Here is a 16,984-nt window from a genome sequence, read left to right as displayed (position 1 = left end):
AGTTAGTTCTGGTTTCGGGCGGGGATACGCAGGGGCGTCAGATCACACCATGCCTGTCCGCTTTCTGTCACGTAACTATGTCCCTCACAGTAGCGTGCGCGTTCAAGCGTATGCGACACCAGCGCATAATGCGCGAGCAGCCCCCCGCAGAAAAGCAGGGCACCGGCCAGTGCCAGGCGTGAGATCGCTTTCCAGCGTGTCGCAAGATAGAACCCCTGTTCATGGTGGGGCATCTGCTGTTTGAGCCGGTCGTACAGCTCCGTTTTCAGCCCGCCCATGATCGAGGCGATCATTTTGTCGATCGTGACCTGCTGGTGCTGTTTGAGACGTTCCTCCTCCACTTTGACCCGAAGTTCTGCGGAGGCGCTGATGGCTCGCACGGTTTCCACCCCGCTCGCCAGGTCTCTGCGCAGGGTGCTAAGCTCTTTATCTGCGCTGGCGAGTATGATCTTCAACTGCCTTTCCAGATCCTCCGTTCTCACGGCGCTTGCCTCTGCTACAGCCGCAAGGGCGTCCATGCTGCTGCGCAGAGCAATGATCCAGCGGCCGAGCGGGCTGAATTCGTCAATGCCTTCAAGCCGGGCTGCGCGCTCCAGCTCGCGCCCGGCTTCCCGCAGAACGTCTTCGTGGCGGGTTTCTCCGTTTTGTGGAGTTTCCGTTACGGCAGCCATGAGTCGATCCCTTCGGCCACAATGTTGGTCTGAATTTTTTCCAACCAGTGACCAACCTGCCAGCGGCGCATGGGGTCTAGGGGTTTACCTGATAGACCTGCCTTGCCAGCCGCAGCATCATGAAACGACAGGCCGCTGCTAATTACTTCTGCCATACACGTCAGCTTAGGAATGCGGAGAAAGGCGACATCCATATCGGGAGTGCCGGTTAGACGCGAATCAAGGTAGATTGGCCTGAATACCGTATCGGGCTTATGACCAGCGGGCACGGTCCACTCATTCAGGACAATGACCCCGCGCGTTGGCTTGAAAAGACCCGAACTCCAGAGCTTGAGCAGGTAATCAATATCTCCGGGCTGAGGGCCGCACATAAACAGGCCGGTTATGGGCAGCCCCATTGCGTCTGCGGCATCCACAAGGCTGTCCTCGGAGGCCCATTCTTCCAGTGTCCTGTCCCCGCCGCCAATATCGACAGCGAGGGATGCCTTGCGCAAAAGAGCTTCACTGAACGCGTCTGTATACCAGCGTTTCAGCTCGCCGCTTTCTTCACTCTCAGGGCGTGGAAGACCATGCTTGTCGTAAAGGGCCTTGAAGAGCGAAATGCCGGGGTTGCGCACATCCCCATCCGCCAGGACAAGGGGGCGCCCGGCCTCAATCGCAATTTCACTGAGAACCATCAGCGCACAGGTGCCGCCAAGATTGCCGCGCCCCGCTTTGATCAATGCCCTCGGTTTCTCGTGGGCCGTTGCCGCTGAAGTGGGCGTAGATTTCTGAGACATAAAATATCCTCACAGTGATTCGAGGCCGCCGGTTAGCGGCCCCTCTCACATTGTGAGGCATTTGGTTGTGACGCCTCGCACATCGTGTCTGTGCTGTGCGACTATCCCCGGTATGAAGGGCCGAGGCGCGTTGCAAGCCAAGGCCCCATGGCTCTCAGCGCTGGCGGTCGCTCAGCAGGTGGAATGGCTTTGATCAAGGCCATGCAGTCCATCATCCACACCCGTTCGTTGTCATAGAAGGACCGACGCGGCATCCCCGGAAGCTGTTTGAAGTCATACATTCCTTTGTCGTCGATCCCCGGGGCATCAAGGGGCATGAGCGCTTCCAGCGGCAGGTCTTCGGGCATCCCGGCGGGTCTGGGACCCACATAAGGCGGCGGTAAGGGAATATCGCGGTCCCGGCCATAGCGTGGCGCTTGCGTGCGCATACGCACGACCCGTGCGACTTCACCAATCCGCACCCGTGCCTGCTCGTGGGGGACGTTTTCCTGACTGGCGGCATCTGAACTGGCAGGCTGTTCGTGTTCTGTGACACGCGCGATGGTTTGGGTTTCTGTCTGTGCCTGAACGCGTCGCGCGACATCCCGGCTTACCTGCTCCATCTTGTCGCGCAGGGCGGCCTTCTCGGCGGCTTCCGCCTCGCGGCGCTGGCGGATTTCCGCCTGAATGGCTGCTTTTTCGCTCTCGCGTGCGGCTTCGAGACGCAGGGCTTCAAGGTGGGCGGCTTCCCGTTCCGCTTTTTCGCGCAAGACCGCTTTCCTGACCCGATACCATGTCTGGCGGGCCGTTTCTCGGGTCGGTGTTTTGCCATGTCTGTCCGTTAGCCCGAATTGGCCCAGCCAGATGCACATACGGTTCCACGAGATACGCTTCTTGCCCAGCGCCTGCGCCAGCGTGTCGTGATTGCTCTTCATCCATATGAAAACATCAGAATGAAACCAGCCATCAGCCATTTCTGTGAGCAATGCATTTGGCACGACAAGCGTCGACATGGGTCGTCTCCTTCGCTTTTGCCTTTACCACCCCCAATTCCGTGACACAAGCGTTTCTAGTTCGAGACGTCAACGCTTCGGCTCCGCGACCTGACCGTGACAGTATCGTGACGTCAAAAAGATTCCTCCATATACAAATGCACCCTTTCGGGTGCGCCCCCTTCGGGGGGCTTTACGGATGGCGCGACTGCTCGCGCAGCTTTTCGGTGAGCATCTGTCGTCCAAGCGCGTTGCTAACCGATGGCAGCGGTGTCGCGGGGTGCCGTCAGGTGGGGCGGGACGGTCTTATGGGCGTTTCTTGATCTGCCATGATAGGTAGAGAGACGTGTTGAAGGAGATGTCCAATGGCCAGACTGCAGCGTGCGACGTTCGCAACGCAGGTCGATCCGAAAGTGCTGGAAGCGGTGCGCGATCTGGCACGTCAGGAAGGGCGACAGCTTCAGGCGCTGGTTGAGGAGGTGCTGTCGGGCCTGATCGAAAAACGTCGGCAGGCACGCCCCGGCCTTCCGTCATGGCGCTTTACCAGGCGAGCCACGAGACCTTTGCCTCGCTGTACCGGAAACTGGCTGAGTGACAGATTACCTGACGTTCGTCGAGGTTCTGGCTATCTACGAGGATCAGATCGGTCGCCAAGGCGGTTCTGCCGGAAGCTACACTTTTTCGGCCCCTTATGGGTTACTATCCTGATCTGCTCACCGAGGTCGCGGCCTTATGGGAGAGCCTGTCGCGGCACCACCGAAAGCGAATCATGGGGCTGGCACCTAATCAGTATGGCCCTTACTCAATAACCCTTTACCACGCTATGTGGTATGCAAATCGTATAGACAATATTCTTTGCGCTCTCATAATTTATTGTATATACGATAAACCATGAGATACGAGTGGGACGAGACAAAGCGGCAAAGTAATATCGTCAAGCACGCTGTCGATTTTGCCGTTGCAGAAGGCTTCGAATGGGATGTTGCTCTCATCATGACGAGCATGAGTTCAAACGAGCCCCGTCTTGTTGCTGTCGCCCCAATCAATTTGCGGCTTCATGTTCTGGTATTCAGCATTGAAACTCGCGTCATTCGTATAATCAGCCAGCGCAAGGCCAACAAGCGGGAGGCAAAGCTCTATGTCGCGCAAATCTGAATTTATCATGCCCACAGATGATGAGGATACCCGCATCAATCAGGGCATTGCTCTGGACCCGGATAGCCCGGAACTTACCGAAACAGACTTCCTGCGCGCGCAGGAAGCTCGGCAGGCCGTTCCTTCCCTCGCCAATGTACGTCGGGTGCGCGGACCGCAGAAAGCTCCCACTAAGACACTCGTCTCAATGCGGCTTGACCCTGATCTTCTGGCCCGTCTCAAGTCAGATGGTCCCGGCTGGCAGTCGCGCGCGAATGACATATTGCGGCAGGCGGTGGGCCTGTAGCCGCATTCTTTGGTGGAATCAGAAGGCGTTGCGGTGGAGCGGTGATATGCGTCTACGACGAGAGAACCGTCATTTATGGTCGATCTGTTGGGACCAGCCCGAACTACTCGCAGGTGTTGCATCTCTTGGGGATAGCCCTCACTTTCTGCTCATGATCAAAAGCCGTCTCAACAGGAAGTGCCAGACGACCATCCCCATGGCTGTGTGCGTTGCGCTGGGTCTGGAGCCCGGTGATGAACTTCGCTACGTCATAGAGAATGGGCGCGTACGTCTGGGCCGGGTTCGGGCGGCGTCAGGCGACGATGATCTGTTTGCGACATTCCCCGAATGGGGCTCCGAAGCAGACCAACAGGCCTATGCCGCATTGTGAGATCTGGTAGCGTGCTTTTGTTGTTCTGGCGGCGGGAAGGACGTCTGTTGGGACGACCTTCCCGCTCCTGACTGGCGTCACAACCATCTGTGTCAGGCTCTCCATGCACATTCCGTGCTGGAGAGAGAGAATGTCTACCACTCACGCGACGACAGATAACAGAGACCTTTTTAGGGCTCTGGCTCAGCTTATGGCCGGGCAGGCACAGGGCCACGAAATGCTCGGGGTCATTATCAAACTGCTGACGCCCGACGAAAAGGGCGACAACCGGGCGGCGGTGCTGCTGCAGGAGCTGGTTGATCTGGTTGCTGCCCAGACTGAGGCCATTCAAGCCAACACTGAGCAAAGCCGTGCGACACAAGCTGCTGTCGAGGCCCTGACGCGGAGTGCGACAGCACGGGTCGCGCCATGATCACCTATCGCAAACTATCGGCCGATGGTGCCGGCAAGCTGATTGTCGCCTATCTGCGTGAGCATCAGCTGGCCCCTGAAACCGATGTCCGTACGGAGCCTGATGCGGCGCGTGATGTCGAGACAGGCGACAGGCTGAACAACTACTACACAGGCAAGGACGGCAGAGGGGCGTGGGGACCGAATATTCCCGCGCGGATCGCAGCGGCTCTGGGGATTGATGTGACCCGGCCTCCCACGGATGAGGAATTGGCCAGACTGTTCGAGTGTCGCCGGGCGTCTGATGGCGAAAAATGGGACGGCAAGCACGCCAACCGGACGATCTCGGCCATCGACTTCACGGCTTCCCCCGACAAGTCGGTGACGCTCGCCGCCGAGTTCGCGGCGACAAAGGCCGAGCAGGCTCTGATCTGGCATATCATTCAGCGCGCCAATGATCAGGCGATGCACTTCATCGCCGATGAAATCGGGCAGGCCCGGCGTGGCAAGGGTGGGCTGGGTGAACTGCAGAAAGGTGAGGTGGCCTGGGTGTCGTTCCGGCACTATACGGCGCGTCCGGCCATGCACATTCAGGATGGGGCCGGTGGGGCAACAGCCTCGGTCGAAATACCGGTGCCCGGTGATCCGCAGGCACATATCCATAATCCTGTGTTCAATGCCGTCGCGACGGAAGACGGTCATCTGGGATCATTGGATTCAGCCCGGATCACGCGGGTGACGTCCCACCTGTTCGGGGCCTATTTTCAGGCGGTGCTGGCGGAGCTGCTGCGTGAGAGCGGGATCAGGGTGCGCCCAGACGAGCGTGGGAAAGCGATTGTCATTGAGGCCATTCCCCGATCGGTCTGTGAGGCATTTTCCAAACGCAGCAAACAGGCTGAGAAACAGGCGAAGGCGTTTGTCGCGCGACAGGGGGGTAACTGGAACACCATGTCGGCCGACCAGAAGTTCAAGGTTCTCCATCAGGCCAACCTTGCGTATCGCTCGAAGAAGTATAACGGCACCAATGATCGCGAGATCTGGCGCGAAGAGGCTGAGGCGCTGGGCTGGCGTCATGAGACGGTGCTGACGGATGAGCCTTCGCACGCGCTGGACGACGCGGAGCGCTACGAACGGGCCTACCAGATTGCAGCCCAGCTGCTTGAAGAGGAGTTTCGTACGGCTGCCGTTCTCGATCGCGATGTTTTTCGGCTGCATGCTGCCCATGGTCTGATTGAGACGGGGATTAAAAGCGTCGATGACGTACGGATTGTCGCGGAGATGATTGCCGAACGGGGCATTACGGTGGATGGCGCGCCAACCATGTTCATCGAACAGGTCCGTGACGGGCGGATGCGGGTTGCTACACAGGCCCACCTGGCCGTCGAAAAGGAAATGGGCGAACTGGCAGGTTTCGCGGCCCGTAATCCCGAGGGGGCGCTCAGTGCAGAGGCCATTGCCAAAGCCGTTCGTGAGTCCGGTCTGGATTTTACTCGTGACGCGGAGCATGGCCGCACACAGCTTGCCGCCATTTATGCGCTGGGGCAGGCGGGCGGCCTTGGGTTTCTGGTGGGTGTCGCCGGGGCAGGGAAGACAGCGGCGCTGTCGCCTCTGGTAACGGCCTGGAAGGAAGATGGCCGTCAGGTGGTTGGTACGGCCCTGGCCTGGCGACAGGCAGACGCCCTCAAAGATGCCGGCGCCGACAGAACGGTCGCTCTCTCTCCGCTTTTGCGTGAGATGGAGGCGGGACGGCTTACGCTGGCGCGCGGGTCTGTTCTGGTTGTGGATGAAGTCAGCCAGATCGCGCCGGGGCAGCTGTTACGTCTTTTGCGTTTCCAGAAGGAGATGGGGTTTTCGATGCGGCTGCTGGGCGACCGGGAACAGGCGCAGGCGATTGAGGCGGGCGACAGCGTGGAAATCCTGTTGCGGGTTCTGCCGCGCGAGGCCCGGCCTGAGATTCTCACGACAATTCGGCAGAAGACTGAACGGGCCCGTCAGATTGCCGGGATGTTTCGGAGCAACGGCCGGGATCTGACGCTGAATGAACAGGAGCAGCGTGACAAGGACACGGCCCGTGTCCGTCAGGCGATTGATATGAAACGTGAGGACGGGACGTTTGCTGTGATTGGCGGGGACCATGCGCAGGTCGTGGCGGATACTGCCGATTTCTATCTGCGACGGCGCGACATGCTGGTGGCGTCAGGCAGCATGCGCGGGATCACGATGTCGGCTCCGACCAATGAAGATGTCATGGCGTTGAGCGTTGCTGTGCGTGAGCGCCTGCGGGCCAGAGGTGAAATTGGTACGGAAGAGATCGTGCGGGCCGGGATTGATCAGCGCGGGGAGGTCTATGACCTGCCGCTTGCCGTGGGGGACAGGGTGCGCCTTTTTTCGCAGACGCGGTGCAAGACGGGGACTGGCCGACAGACACGATGGCGGGAATTAGGATCGAACGGTGATTTTGTGGATGTGCGCGGCTGGAATGATCAGGGCGTGTTTCTGCGTAACCTGAAGGGACGTGAGGGGTTCGTGCCGTGGGATAGTCTGGCGGACCCGGATACCGGACGCACGAAACTGGGTTTTGGGCATGCGATGACGATTGATGCCGCGCAGGGCATTACCTCGGACGAACATATCAATGCGATGCCGCGCGGCACGATGGCGGTGAGCGGGTTTACGACTTACGTGGCGGAGAGCCGTCATGCGCATATCGCCTGGACACGGGTTGCCGAAGCGCCGGTGCGTGAGGCCATTACATTTGGTCGGCCGCTGGGGGATAAGACGCCTGTGACCTATGAGGACATCCTCAACCGGATTGCCGCCAACATGGGCAAGCATGACTACAAGGATCTTGCCATTGATCTTGCAGGGGCGACGCTCAGGCACGAGCAGGATACAACACGCTGGATCAGGCAAAACCATGAGATTGAAGCAGCTCAACGTGATGGCCGAGTGCCGGGTGCGGCAGCGCGTAGCCATGTTGCGACACGAGGGCTGCGGGAAGTTGGTGCTGTGCAATGGGATGATATCAGCCGAACGCTGCGTCGGAGTGCTTATGCGTTGCAAAATCAGGCCGAGGCGGCTGTACGGCTTGAGCGCGATCTCCCCTCTCAGCCCGCGCGTGATATTGGCAAATCACGGGGGCCTGCTCGGGCACCGCGCGTGCAGCATGACAATGATCTGGGGCTTTAAGAGCTATGAAGAAGAACAGGCTGCAGGTTTTGGTCGACGAAATCGTCGCGCGGGCCCTCCCCCTCATTCATGTGGAACGGGAGGCGGAGCTGCTCACCACCCAGGAGGCCTATGACGCATTCCGGACGCTGCACGTAGACCTGAATCGTCAGGTGCTTGCTCATCTGCGGACGTGTGGCTGGATGCGCGACAGCGCGACCGCAGAGGATATGCGGGCGGTGTATTACGCTGTTCTGCGGCACCCGGAGTTGATGGCGTCTCCGGCAGATAGGGCGGCAGCCAGCGCTCTGCTAAACGAAGCATGGGATGGTGTCCACGGCTGGGTTGGTTGAGAGACGGCTTGAGGGCTGTCTGTGAAAGGGGCATTCTTGAGCCGTGCAGCCCGTGAGACAGCCTAATGACCGTTTTGATTGCCCTTTGTGTCCCTCATGACCAGCGAGATCAGGCAAAAGCCGCTGGGGCCGTCTTTGACGGGGCTGAAAAATGCTGGAAAGCACATGTGGATCGTCTGGTAGCGCTGCTACCATTTGTTCCCTATCGCTTCAGGCCGGACAGGAAACCGCCCTATCTCCGGCCCTGGATGGTGCCACAGTCACTTTGGGGGCGGAACCTGAGGGCATTGCTTTCCAAGGAAGACTGGGACCGCATCCGTAAAGATGCCTATGCCCGCGCGGGGTCTCGCTGCCGTGTATGTGGCGGGCGTGGACCGAAATGGCCAGTCGAGGCCGATGAGGGCTGGCACTATGATGATACGACACGGGTGCAGACCCTCAAGGGGGTCATTGCGCTGTGCCCGGATTGCCATGCTGTCCGCCACTGGGGGAAGACCACGAGTGCCGGAAAGCAGGACGAGGCGCTGGCGTGGATGATGGAGGTGAATGGCTGGACACATGCCGAGGCCAGTCGGTGTGCTGATGACGCCATGCGGCAATGGCACGAGCGCAGCGGGTATAATGACTGGCGTTGCGACATCAGCTGGGCGACGACACAGTACGGTGTAACGCCGATACAGACTGGTGAAGCCATTGCTCAGGATCGTAATCAGTCGTTCGTGCAGAAGGCGCGTGAGGAGTACGGATCACAGAGCGGGAATGTTAGTTACATTCAGCATCTTCTTTATGAATGATAGGCGGAGAAAGCCGCGTTAGCGGACCTTCTGGTTCCGCCTCATGTCAGTCATTCAAGCGAAGTTCGTATCTTTCCGGAAGCGGACGTGACCAACGACATCGCGTAAACACAGTTGCTGAGTAAAGCCTGTTTACTGATCTGTAGTCAAACTGTGATCGGATATTGAAGACGTGAGAAAATGGAATTTACTTCGAAATAAATTCCATTTTGTTTTTATATCCTGAAAATGAAACGTTTATACCACAGAGCACTCTCCAACAGCAGATGAAACTGAGGCCGGAATGCGGTGCAGAGCTATTTTTTTTATGCATTGATCGAGAGCACAAAGTTCATCATTCCATAAGCCTAATGTTACTAGATTTTCTTTAATCCATATATAATTATCATCTTCAGAAATAACAGTAGAAACTAGAGCGCTAAATTGCGTATTTGGTAATCCTTGATTTAATAGCTTTTCTACACTGCGTGTTATATTATTTCTTTTGAAAGTGGTTCTTTTTTCGCAAATGTAATTTTCGAGCATATGTCTAATTTTTTCAATAGCTTCACATGTGGCACACGTAATTTCATGGCGAACCTTTACAAGTCGATCGCTATCATTGAGATAAAGAACGTCGCTTGTCCTTCTACCTAGGTCAGTCTTCCAACGGAGTCGGGAATCTTTGAAATAAAAATGCTCTTGTGGCTGATTTAATGTTGGATCAATAATCATGCCTTCAGTATCAACATTATAATCAGATTTCCTTCCATTGCACCGCTTGCAAGAAGGAAGCAAATTAGACCAAACCACGACTAGATCGGGGAAAGCAGTCTTGCAGCGAAAATGCTCAACTTCCATGTACTTTGATTCTTCATCTAACTTTGTTTCACAATATGCACATTTACAGTGAGACATTGATAAAATAGATTGTTTTATATATGGTTTATTCCATACGGCGACATTTGTTTCTTTATATTGCGCCGTGAGTTTTTCAACTGTTTCTTCCGTAAGCTCTACTGGAGCTGCACTACGCTTGAGCTTAATCATTGCTCGGTCTCCCGGTTGCTTACATACGGAACCGCTTGGAGAGCGATAATTTTTCGAAGAGGACTGTCTTTGTGGAGCATTTTTTCTAGAATATGAAGAGTCTCTTGGATCTTCTCAGAATCTTCATTATCGATAGCACTGTCGAAGGCGTGTATAGCTGCTCGAAAGACTGAAGACTTTGTATCTGAGACGCCCATAATATCTTCTAGGACTTCTTCTAAAGTCCAACCGGCATATCCATATTCAGAAGAAGGAAGAGGTCTTTGGTCTGTGCTGCCGTCCTCCTGTCGATAAAGAGCTATAACCTCAGAAGGGTCTGCTCGTTGAATGACATGAGGGCTATGGGTGGTAGCAATTATTTGTGCATTTGGAAAAGATTCTTTTAATATGGAAGAAATTTTACACTGCCAGGTCGGATGTAGATGAAGTTCAATTTCATCAATTAGTATAACACCAGAGAATAATTGAGCACTAACTTCTAAAGTGCGATATTCTATTTCTTTCAATACGCCAATTATAAGAATGTAAGCAGATTTGAATCCAGACGAAAGATATTCAAAAGGCACCACCCCTGTGGGAGTATTGATTTTTATCTCATATGTTTTGGGATCTACTTCATAAAATGAAAAATTGCTATCTAAAATTGAAATTACTGATTTTATATATTTAGAATTTTCTATTATATATTCGTATTCATTGGATTTATAATAATGATTTTCAAATAATATCCTGTTAGCAATCCAATTCTTTATGTCGTGTAGCGGAATCCCGAGACTAACTCTATCTGATATGCCGTAAGGTTCAAGTGACGGATCTGAGGATATTGCATTAAGCTTTGCATAGGTAATTTCTCTATTTGTTCGTGCAAAAATCATCCAACGATCATAATCACTGAAAGTAATCTTGTGATTTTGCTTGTCGGGTTCATACGTTTTAACTGAAACTTCTAAATTCTGGTTGTTGCCGTTTATGTCACAAGAAACAATTATTTTTCCATCTTCACTTCCATGCTTTTTCTTTAAATTGGTTAGATTCCCTCTAGAAAAAGGGGCGGCTAAACTTTCAAGAATTGTGCTTTTTCCTATTCCGTTATCTCCGCATATTAGATTAATTCCAGATTTCGCTGGAAAAACCAAATGTATTTCTTCAAAAGGACCAACATTAGATACGAATAGTTTGTTGATTCGTAGTTTATCCATTGTTACACCTGTCTATATATTTTCCGATTGAGTATATCTTGAACTAGGTGAGGTTGGCAAAAACCTATCTATTCTGCCGCATATCTGATTCATTGAGCATATGGCGATGGTAGCATGGTGTGAGGCGATCTAACGGATACGGATCAGTAATGATAAGGTCATTGCGTCGCTTCCACATTCCGAATCTGGCTGTTGGGCACCATATCGCAACCTGACAGCTAAACCTCTTTGCACGGCCTCTACCATAAGTTAAGATCGGATAGGCAGCTTTAGCTAGCACTCTGCCCGATAGCGGACGATCTGCTTCCCCCCCTGATCTGCCTGTCTGCTCAGTGATAAAGGAGCAGACAGGCCGCAGTCGCCCTCATGTCGGACAATCCGAAATACAAACAACTGATCTTAAAGCGGATGACGCTGCCCAATCTTGCCTGGGTCATGTTTATTTTCTCAGGCGAGTATCCATGCACGACGGGTTCAGTTCGATCCGAACTAACGTTTCCTCTCTGAAGACTTGATGAAACGCGTGGTAAGCAACAGAGCGCCATGGAATAACGCAAGCAATCCAAATGTTTCGGCGTAAGCCTCCGATGCGACATGGGATGGAGCGATTGTCGCAAGCCGCCACCCGAGGAATGTGGCGCACGCTGTGATCAATGTCGGTCCCCCAATCCTTTGCATGATGTTCAGCGCAGTCGTTGCCATCGGAATATCTGGGCGTGCGATCGAAGCATATCCCACGCTCATTGCCGGAATACCGACAGCGCCCCCACCTCCGCCACGCAGCAACAATGCTAAGGCGAGCAGGACAACGTTCAGACCGTTATAGGCGAGCAACGCTAAAATCAGTGTGCCAACAAAGGACAAAAGAGCCCCGCAACCGGTCAGATCGCGCGCGTCAAACCGGTCACTCAGACGGCCAATGAGCGGATAGACGCACATCATCCCCACACCCAGGGGTGCCATGAACAGGCCCGTCCGCTCGGGCGAGACACCGCAGGCGTGAATCAGCCATACGGGTAGAAGCATCTGACCAGCGAACGACACCCCGTTCGTCAGAAACATGATGATCGCCGACACCGAAAAGGCAGGCGCACGCAGCAGGCGCAGGTCGATCAGCGCGTCATCGCCCTTGCGTCGCGCGGATCTGACATACAGGACGAACAGCACGAGGGACGCGCCTAAAGTCGCCTGTCCATAAAGCCGGGCGACATGATCCATGCCGTAAAGAAACGAGACGAGAGCGGGAGCGAGAAATCCTAGCCCTGTCAGGTCAAGTGGACGGGGGCGCTCGTCATGCCGATCGTCAGGGAGAAACAGAACGGCAAGGGCAAAAGCCGCAAGCCCGACCGGCACATTGAGAAGAAAGATCCATCGCCAGGACGCGATGGAGAGAATGGCACCGGCGACGACGGGTCCAAGAAGCGGAGCGAGCAGAACAGGTGCCGTCATTACGCTCGCGACCCTCGGCATCTGTCGGCCCGCGACACGCGCCACCGTCATCTGCGCCATAGGGGCAAGCAGACCGCCCGCCATACCTTGCAACAGACGGAATACGATCAGGGACGGCGCAGACCACGCCAGCGCGCACAGGCCTGATGTCAGCGTGAAGGCACCGAAGCACCATAAATAGACCGCTCGCCCCCCGAGGCGGCTTACGAGCCATCCATTCAGGGGCAACGTCAGGGCGAGAGCCAGCAGATAGCCGCTGACCACCCACTGAATGTGTGAAAACGGCGCGTGCAGGGTCCTAACGAGATCGGGAAGCGACACATTGACGATCGTGGCGTCCAGTTGCGCCATGAAAGACCCGACCGCCGCGACGCTCACGATTTTCCAGGTGCCCGGAGGCAGTTGATTCGAACCCTGGGATGGCAACGATGTTCTGGTGTTCATGAACGATCTCGCCGGGAACCGTGAGACGCGCAGACATCCACCATGCGCTTACGCGTCCAGTGCGATCGCGTCGCTCGTCGTCACACGGCCAAGGCGGGGAAAAATCTCCTCGCAGGCAAAGCGCTGCATCTCTTCGGTGAATGTGGACATGATATCTTCGGCGAGCACGACGTTATATCCATGCTCATGAGCCGCCCTGGCGGTGGATTCCACGCCCAGATTGGTCGCGATTCCGCCCAGCACGATGGTCGAGATACCGCGTCGTCGTAACTGAAGATCGAGATCCGTGCCGTAGAAGGCACCCCATTGCCGCTTCGTGACACGCAGATCGGTCGGTTCGGCAAGCCCATCGGCCAGTTCAGCCCAGTCTGGTGCGAAGCCGCCAGGCGGTGAAAAGGAGCGATCGACAGTCGCATGCACGGCATCGGCAAAATCAGGCGCGAACGCTACATTAACCAAAATGACCGGAGCCCCGGCGCTCCGGAAGCGGGCTGCGAGTGCTTTCGATCGCTCAACAATCGCAGTACCCGGTGTGGGAGCCAGGGGAAGCCCCGTGATGCCCTTCTGGAGATCGATCAGGACGAGGGCCGTCCTGCTGGCTGAGAGTGAAATCATGGCAAGACCTTCCCTGTTGACGTTTAACCGTCATCCCGAACCGTTGTCCGAAACACGCGGAAACGTTAGTAAGTTGAGTAAGCACTCAAGCAGGGGTATTATTTGAGGATGGACTCAAATTCGTCAAGAGATAAACGGACGTCTCTTCAGCCGATGCGCGCGGCTGGGCGTCAGCGCGTCGAGGAATTACTGGAGGCCGCGTCCGACCTCATGGCGGAACGAGGGTACGAAGCTACGACCATGGCGGAGATCGCCGCGAGCGCCGGGGCAAAAGTCGGCTCGCTCTATCGTTTCTTTCCAAACAAGGAGGCGGTGGCGGACGCTCTGGTGCAACGGCACATCGCTGTTCTGGAAGACGAATATGCCGCACTCGCCAAACGTGCTACTACGCTATCCCCAGACGCTCTGGCGGACGTCCTGATCGAATTGCTTGTCACGCTTCATCCTCGTGTGAAATCCCTGTCCGCGCTGATGGAGGCCCGGACGGACAGGATGGAGATCCGTGATCGTGCGCGCGGACATGCGATAGCCGGGATTGCGGCGGCACTTCGTGTCTGTGCGCCAGGCCTGGATGAGGCGTTGGCGAAAGACATCGCGGCCGTCGTTCTAAACGTTATGAAAGTGCTTCGCAGCATGCTGGCGAAGGACGCCCCCACGACATCTGGCGCGCCTGACGAATTGCGACAGATGCACCGTCTCTATCTAACGGACCGGCTGCAGCCGTTTCGGCGTACTCCAGACGGGATAACGGACGCAGAGCCATAATTTTGCGGATTGGTGCAGCCAGGGTTTCAAACACCAATTTCATCGCACCTCAAGTGAGGATGCTAAATGGATGCGAGAAAGCCGGGGAGAACTAACACAGTTTTGACGCGAAAATCTCGTGCCCGGCAATGGCCAATTGCTTAGCAGGTAGGCGGCAGTCGCCTCTTTTAAGACATTCATTGACCTTGAAAGTCTGCCCGTAACCAGACACTGTTTACGGCGATAAAGTCACTCCACGCTACGAGCGTGCATCATGCTGACTATGCCTGCCGAGCACGGTTTTATGAGCCAGCCGATCTTTCTCTTCGCATCAGACTTTCACGAGTTTGATGGCGCGCTCGGGACAGGCCTTTACACAGAGACCGCAGGCACGGCACTGATCGGCATGAGGCGTATACGCGACCATTCCGCCATGAACATGGCTTTTGATCTTTCCGACGAATGAGAGCTTCCGATAGTCCGAATTGTCGATCTTTCGTACTTCGAAAACATTGTAAGGACACACGGCGACACAGGCGTCTTTTCCCTCACAGCGATTGAAATCCACAATCGGGACGACCAGCCTTGTTCGACTCTCTTCCAGGCATTTAGGTGTGCTCATTGCTTTTTCCCCGTTTCCGGTCGTTTCGATACCGTTCATTTGACGCTCTGCTGCAAATTCCGCTTTTGGCGAAGTTCCCGCGCGAACATCTCAAGCGTAGTCGTCGGCCTCCCCAGTTTTTCCCACGTCTCCCCGGCGTAAAACGGATCTTCGTGATCTCCGAAATAGGCGAACAGATGCGCCACGAACTTCATTTTCGGGTTGAAAAGGCCAATCATCCGCATAACCCAGAGTGGCGCCACGCGAATTTTGAGAGAGGGATCGTAGTTTTTTACAAAACGCTTCAGCGCCTGTCTGACGGAGATCGCTTCCGGTCCCTGTACCGGGCAATGTTCTGGCATTGCCTGAGGATTCTGAAACGCCTCGACCACCCATCGTGCGTAATCCGCGGCACTGATCCACCAGATTTTGACGCGCGTATTCCCAATCCACTGAATCGCACGTCCGCTGATCATGAAAGGCAGCAACTCCATGAAATGGGTCGGCGCGAAGAAGGTATGCCGGATACCGGTGTCCGCAATGCTCCTGTGCCCTTCCATACGGATAATATTGGGCACGACATTCTGTTTGATGTTTGTGAGCGCCGGTGGATAAGCACCAAGAGCACCGATCTTGGCAATATACCGGATATCCAGCCCCTGTATGGCCGTCATCAGGTTTTGCACACCTTCGCGCTCTTCATAAAAGAGAAGATTCGGGTCTGCCGTTTCGGTCGCGAGATTGATGTAGAGCGCGTCTACCCCGTTGAGCGCTGCGTGTAGGCTTGGAACATCCCGCAGATCAGCCTGAACGATCTCGACAGTATCCGGAAGCATCCTGCGTGCCTTATCTGGCGAGCGAACGATGGCACGAACTTCGAAATGTCTGGATAGTTCGGTTGTAACCGGTGCGCCAAGTCGGCCTGTCGCACCAATGACAGCTATTTTTCTGATCGGTTTCATGGTGTGTCCTGATCCATGGATGCAAAAGTTGTTCTGAGTTTCTCAGGGTCGTAATGCCGGTTTATGGCGGTGTTGCTGAGGCCGATCCCGCGCAGCAGGAAACGGACCGTGTTTTCGACCAGCTTGTCGCGTGTCACGCCATATTCGACGATCGTGATGTCGGGCAGGCTAATCAGATGCAGCGTGTTCGCCAGATGATGGACGAACCAGATTTCGGCACTGCCGGTCTGAACACCGTCCTCCATATCGCCAGCGTCCTGCGCAACCCGGAAAGATCGTTCGAAAACGCCGATCCAGGGCTTCACATGCCGATCGAGGAAAGCCTTTGCGAACTGTCCGTCGCCCAGCAGACTGGCCGTGACAAGCCGTTTGGTATCATCGTGAGACTGCGTATCCCCGATGCCCGGAAAGACCGCCTGCACGAGCAGGGCAACACCTTTGACCAGTGTTGCCGTCGAAGGCGCTGCTTCGGCAAGAAGACGGCTACCGACGGCGTTGGCTTCTACGCAATGAGATTCAAGTTCCGCGTAAAGCTCCTCCTTACTGGCAAAGTGGCGGTAAAGAAGGGCCTCGGAGACACCCGCCGCTCTCGCGATCTCTTTTGTGGTCGCCCCCTCCCGACCAAGCCGGGCGAAAACGGGGGCTGCTGCTGACAGGATCGCCTGCCTGCGATCCGTCGCGGAAAGTCTGGAAGGGCGTGAGGGCATGGTTTCTCCTTACAGAGAAATCATAAGTGAGTATTCACTTACATGCAAGCGCCTTATGACACCTCGCTGTATATGACCAGGAGCGGACCGTCGGCTTTTCCTCCCTGATCTGCCTGTCTGCTCAGTGATACAGGAGCAGACAGGCGGCATTCGCCTCATCTCGGTCGTTTGGACCACAAGATTATTTGTCAAATAGCGGACATCAGCGGTTCAAAGCCTCGTTGTAGAGCTTGTCTGGATTTCACTGATTACACCTATTGAATGTTTCCAAGACACAGGCAGTCCCCCAATGGAAGT

18 protein-coding genes are annotated in these 16,984 nt (G+C 55.3%); 8 read left to right on the top strand and 10 right to left on the bottom strand.

Features of this window, described 5'->3' with window-relative positions; genetic code table 11:
• Positions 1 to 2 precede the first annotated feature (2 nt).
• The 3 genes from J2D75_RS12910 to J2D75_RS12900 form a co-directional block, all read right to left on the bottom strand.
• Entirely contained in the window at positions 3 to 671 is a 669-nt protein-coding gene (locus J2D75_RS12910; RefSeq protein WP_207855229.1) for a hypothetical protein, read from the bottom strand.
• Positions 659 to 1,450: a hypothetical protein gene (locus tag J2D75_RS12905; RefSeq protein ID WP_207855228.1), complete on the bottom strand. Its 792-nt coding sequence runs from the start codon at positions 1,448 to 1,450 to the stop codon at positions 659 to 661. The genes J2D75_RS12910 and J2D75_RS12905 overlap by 13 nt, the downstream gene beginning before the upstream one ends.
• Before the next feature lie 101 nt (positions 1,451 to 1,551).
• Positions 1,552 to 2,442 carry a hypothetical protein gene (locus tag J2D75_RS12900; protein WP_207855227.1) on the bottom strand — a complete coding sequence of 297 codons (891 nt, stop codon included), beginning with the start codon at positions 2,440 to 2,442 and terminating at the stop codon, positions 1,552 to 1,554.
• Between the two features lie 870 nt (positions 2,443 to 3,312).
• On the opposite strand from J2D75_RS12900, the gene J2D75_RS12895 reads away from it, so the two are divergent.
• The 7 genes from J2D75_RS12895 to J2D75_RS12865 all read left to right on the top strand — a co-directional run bounded on the left by J2D75_RS12895 (position 3,313) and on the right by J2D75_RS12865 (position 8,937).
• A complete protein-coding gene (locus tag J2D75_RS12895) occupies positions 3,313 to 3,576 on the top strand; it encodes a BrnT family toxin (RefSeq protein ID WP_207855226.1) in 264 nt (87 codons plus the stop codon).
• Positions 3,560 to 3,862, top strand: coding sequence for a BrnA antitoxin family protein (locus J2D75_RS12890; RefSeq protein WP_243428748.1), 303 nt, complete (start codon positions 3,560 to 3,562; stop codon positions 3,860 to 3,862). Before J2D75_RS12895 ends, J2D75_RS12890 begins: the two co-directional genes overlap by 17 nt.
• 46 nt (positions 3,863 to 3,908) lie before the next feature.
• Positions 3,909 to 4,232 (top strand): AbrB/MazE/SpoVT family DNA-binding domain-containing protein, encoded by a 324-nt coding sequence (locus tag J2D75_RS12885; RefSeq protein ID WP_243428747.1) that lies wholly within the window; start codon positions 3,909 to 3,911, stop codon positions 4,230 to 4,232.
• 130 nt (positions 4,233 to 4,362) lie between these two features.
• Positions 4,363 to 4,644 carry a hypothetical protein gene (locus J2D75_RS12880; RefSeq protein ID WP_207855225.1) on the top strand — a complete coding sequence of 94 codons (282 nt, stop codon included), beginning with the start codon at positions 4,363 to 4,365 and terminating at the stop codon, positions 4,642 to 4,644.
• Entirely contained in the window at positions 4,641 to 7,811 is a 3,171-nt protein-coding gene (gene mobF, locus J2D75_RS12875; protein ID WP_207855224.1) for a MobF family relaxase, read from the top strand. The genes J2D75_RS12880 and mobF overlap by 4 nt, the downstream gene beginning before the upstream one ends.
• Positions 7,812 to 7,816: 5 nt before the next feature.
• The gene (locus tag J2D75_RS12870; protein WP_207855223.1) at positions 7,817 to 8,143 is read left to right on the top strand and encodes a hypothetical protein; all 327 of its coding nucleotides are present in this window, start codon (positions 7,817 to 7,819) and stop codon (positions 8,141 to 8,143) included.
• Between the two features lie 65 nt (positions 8,144 to 8,208).
• Positions 8,209 to 8,937, top strand: coding sequence for a DUF5710 domain-containing protein (locus J2D75_RS12865; RefSeq protein ID WP_243428746.1), 729 nt, complete (start codon positions 8,209 to 8,211; stop codon positions 8,935 to 8,937).
• Positions 8,938 to 9,174: 237 nt separating this feature from the next.
• Here the strand turns inward: J2D75_RS12865 and J2D75_RS12860 are convergent, their stop codons facing one another.
• From J2D75_RS12860 to J2D75_RS12845, 4 genes are all read right to left on the bottom strand, one after another.
• A complete protein-coding gene (locus tag J2D75_RS12860; protein WP_207855222.1) occupies positions 9,175 to 9,966 on the bottom strand; it encodes an HNH endonuclease family protein in 792 nt (263 codons plus the stop codon).
• Positions 9,963 to 11,165 carry an AAA family ATPase gene (locus tag J2D75_RS12855; protein WP_207855221.1) on the bottom strand — a complete coding sequence of 401 codons (1,203 nt, stop codon included), beginning with the start codon at positions 11,163 to 11,165 and terminating at the stop codon, positions 9,963 to 9,965. The genes J2D75_RS12860 and J2D75_RS12855 overlap by 4 nt, the downstream gene beginning before the upstream one ends.
• Positions 11,166 to 11,654: 489 nt before the next feature.
• The gene (locus J2D75_RS12850) at positions 11,655 to 13,058 is read right to left on the bottom strand and encodes a DHA2 family efflux MFS transporter permease subunit (protein ID WP_207855220.1); all 1,404 of its coding nucleotides are present in this window, start codon (positions 13,056 to 13,058) and stop codon (positions 11,655 to 11,657) included.
• A gap of 48 nt (positions 13,059 to 13,106) precedes the next feature.
• Positions 13,107 to 13,673, bottom strand: a complete 567-nt coding sequence (locus J2D75_RS12845) for a hydrolase (RefSeq protein ID WP_207855219.1) — start codon at positions 13,671 to 13,673, stop codon at positions 13,107 to 13,109.
• Between the two features lie 108 nt (positions 13,674 to 13,781).
• On the opposite strand from J2D75_RS12845, the gene J2D75_RS12840 reads away from it, so the two are divergent.
• Positions 13,782 to 14,438 carry a TetR/AcrR family transcriptional regulator gene (locus J2D75_RS12840; RefSeq protein ID WP_207855218.1) on the top strand — a complete coding sequence of 219 codons (657 nt, stop codon included), beginning with the start codon at positions 13,782 to 13,784 and terminating at the stop codon, positions 14,436 to 14,438.
• Positions 14,439 to 14,748: 310 nt separating this feature from the next.
• On the opposite strand, the gene J2D75_RS12835 is transcribed toward J2D75_RS12840, so the two are convergent.
• Genes J2D75_RS12835 through J2D75_RS12825 form a run of 3 tightly spaced genes read right to left on the bottom strand, consistent with a single transcriptional unit; the run spans position 14,749 to position 16,687 of the window.
• Positions 14,749 to 15,078: a 4Fe-4S dicluster domain-containing protein gene (locus J2D75_RS12835; protein ID WP_207855217.1), complete on the bottom strand. Its 330-nt coding sequence runs from the start codon at positions 15,076 to 15,078 to the stop codon at positions 14,749 to 14,751.
• Positions 15,075 to 15,980 carry an SDR family oxidoreductase gene (locus J2D75_RS12830; protein WP_207855216.1) on the bottom strand — a complete coding sequence of 302 codons (906 nt, stop codon included), beginning with the start codon at positions 15,978 to 15,980 and terminating at the stop codon, positions 15,075 to 15,077. The genes J2D75_RS12835 and J2D75_RS12830 overlap by 4 nt, the downstream gene beginning before the upstream one ends.
• Positions 15,977 to 16,687 (bottom strand): TetR/AcrR family transcriptional regulator, encoded by a 711-nt coding sequence (locus J2D75_RS12825; protein WP_207855215.1) that lies wholly within the window; start codon positions 16,685 to 16,687, stop codon positions 15,977 to 15,979. Before J2D75_RS12825 ends, J2D75_RS12830 begins: the two co-directional genes overlap by 4 nt.
• Positions 16,688 to 16,984 lie beyond the last annotated feature (297 nt).

Origin of the sequence: Acetobacter suratthaniensis, from assembly GCF_017377745.1 — a bacterium.
Classification (GTDB): domain Bacteria; phylum Pseudomonadota; class Alphaproteobacteria; order Acetobacterales; family Acetobacteraceae; genus Acetobacter; species Acetobacter suratthaniensis.
The sequence above is the reverse complement of the archived record's forward strand: the minus strand, read 5'-3'. Positions and strand labels throughout refer to the sequence as shown.

Coding starts and splice junctions, on each gene's coding strand:
- J2D75_RS12910 (WP_207855229.1), bottom strand. CDS start 671: ATGGCTGCCGTAACGGAAACTCCACAAAACGGAGAAACCCGCCACGAA.
- J2D75_RS12905 (WP_207855228.1), bottom strand. CDS start 1,450: ATGTCTCAGAAATCTACGCCCACTTCAGCGGCAACGGCCCACGAGAAA.
- J2D75_RS12900 (WP_207855227.1), bottom strand. CDS start 2,442: ATGTCGACGCTTGTCGTGCCAAATGCATTGCTCACAGAAATGGCTGAT.
- J2D75_RS12895 (WP_207855226.1), top strand. CDS start 3,313: ATGAGATACGAGTGGGACGAGACAAAGCGGCAAAGTAATATCGTCAAG.
- J2D75_RS12890 (WP_243428748.1), top strand. CDS start 3,560: ATGTCGCGCAAATCTGAATTTATCATGCCCACAGATGATGAGGATACC.
- J2D75_RS12885 (WP_243428747.1), top strand. CDS start 3,909: ATGCGTCTACGACGAGAGAACCGTCATTTATGGTCGATCTGTTGGGAC.
- J2D75_RS12880 (WP_207855225.1), top strand. CDS start 4,363: ATGTCTACCACTCACGCGACGACAGATAACAGAGACCTTTTTAGGGCT.
- mobF (WP_207855224.1), top strand. CDS start 4,641: ATGATCACCTATCGCAAACTATCGGCCGATGGTGCCGGCAAGCTGATT.
- J2D75_RS12870 (WP_207855223.1), top strand. CDS start 7,817: ATGAAGAAGAACAGGCTGCAGGTTTTGGTCGACGAAATCGTCGCGCGG.
- J2D75_RS12865 (WP_243428746.1), top strand. CDS start 8,209: ATGACCGTTTTGATTGCCCTTTGTGTCCCTCATGACCAGCGAGATCAG.
- J2D75_RS12860 (WP_207855222.1), bottom strand. CDS start 9,966: ATGATTAAGCTCAAGCGTAGTGCAGCTCCAGTAGAGCTTACGGAAGAA.
- J2D75_RS12855 (WP_207855221.1), bottom strand. CDS start 11,165: ATGGATAAACTACGAATCAACAAACTATTCGTATCTAATGTTGGTCCT.
- J2D75_RS12850 (WP_207855220.1), bottom strand. CDS start 13,058: ATGAACACCAGAACATCGTTGCCATCCCAGGGTTCGAATCAACTGCCT.
- J2D75_RS12845 (WP_207855219.1), bottom strand. CDS start 13,673: ATGATTTCACTCTCAGCCAGCAGGACGGCCCTCGTCCTGATCGATCTC.
- J2D75_RS12840 (WP_207855218.1), top strand. CDS start 13,782: ATGGACTCAAATTCGTCAAGAGATAAACGGACGTCTCTTCAGCCGATG.
- J2D75_RS12835 (WP_207855217.1), bottom strand. CDS start 15,078: ATGAACGGTATCGAAACGACCGGAAACGGGGAAAAAGCAATGAGCACA.
- J2D75_RS12830 (WP_207855216.1), bottom strand. CDS start 15,980: ATGAAACCGATCAGAAAAATAGCTGTCATTGGTGCGACAGGCCGACTT.
- J2D75_RS12825 (WP_207855215.1), bottom strand. CDS start 16,687: ATGCCCTCACGCCCTTCCAGACTTTCCGCGACGGATCGCAGGCAGGCG.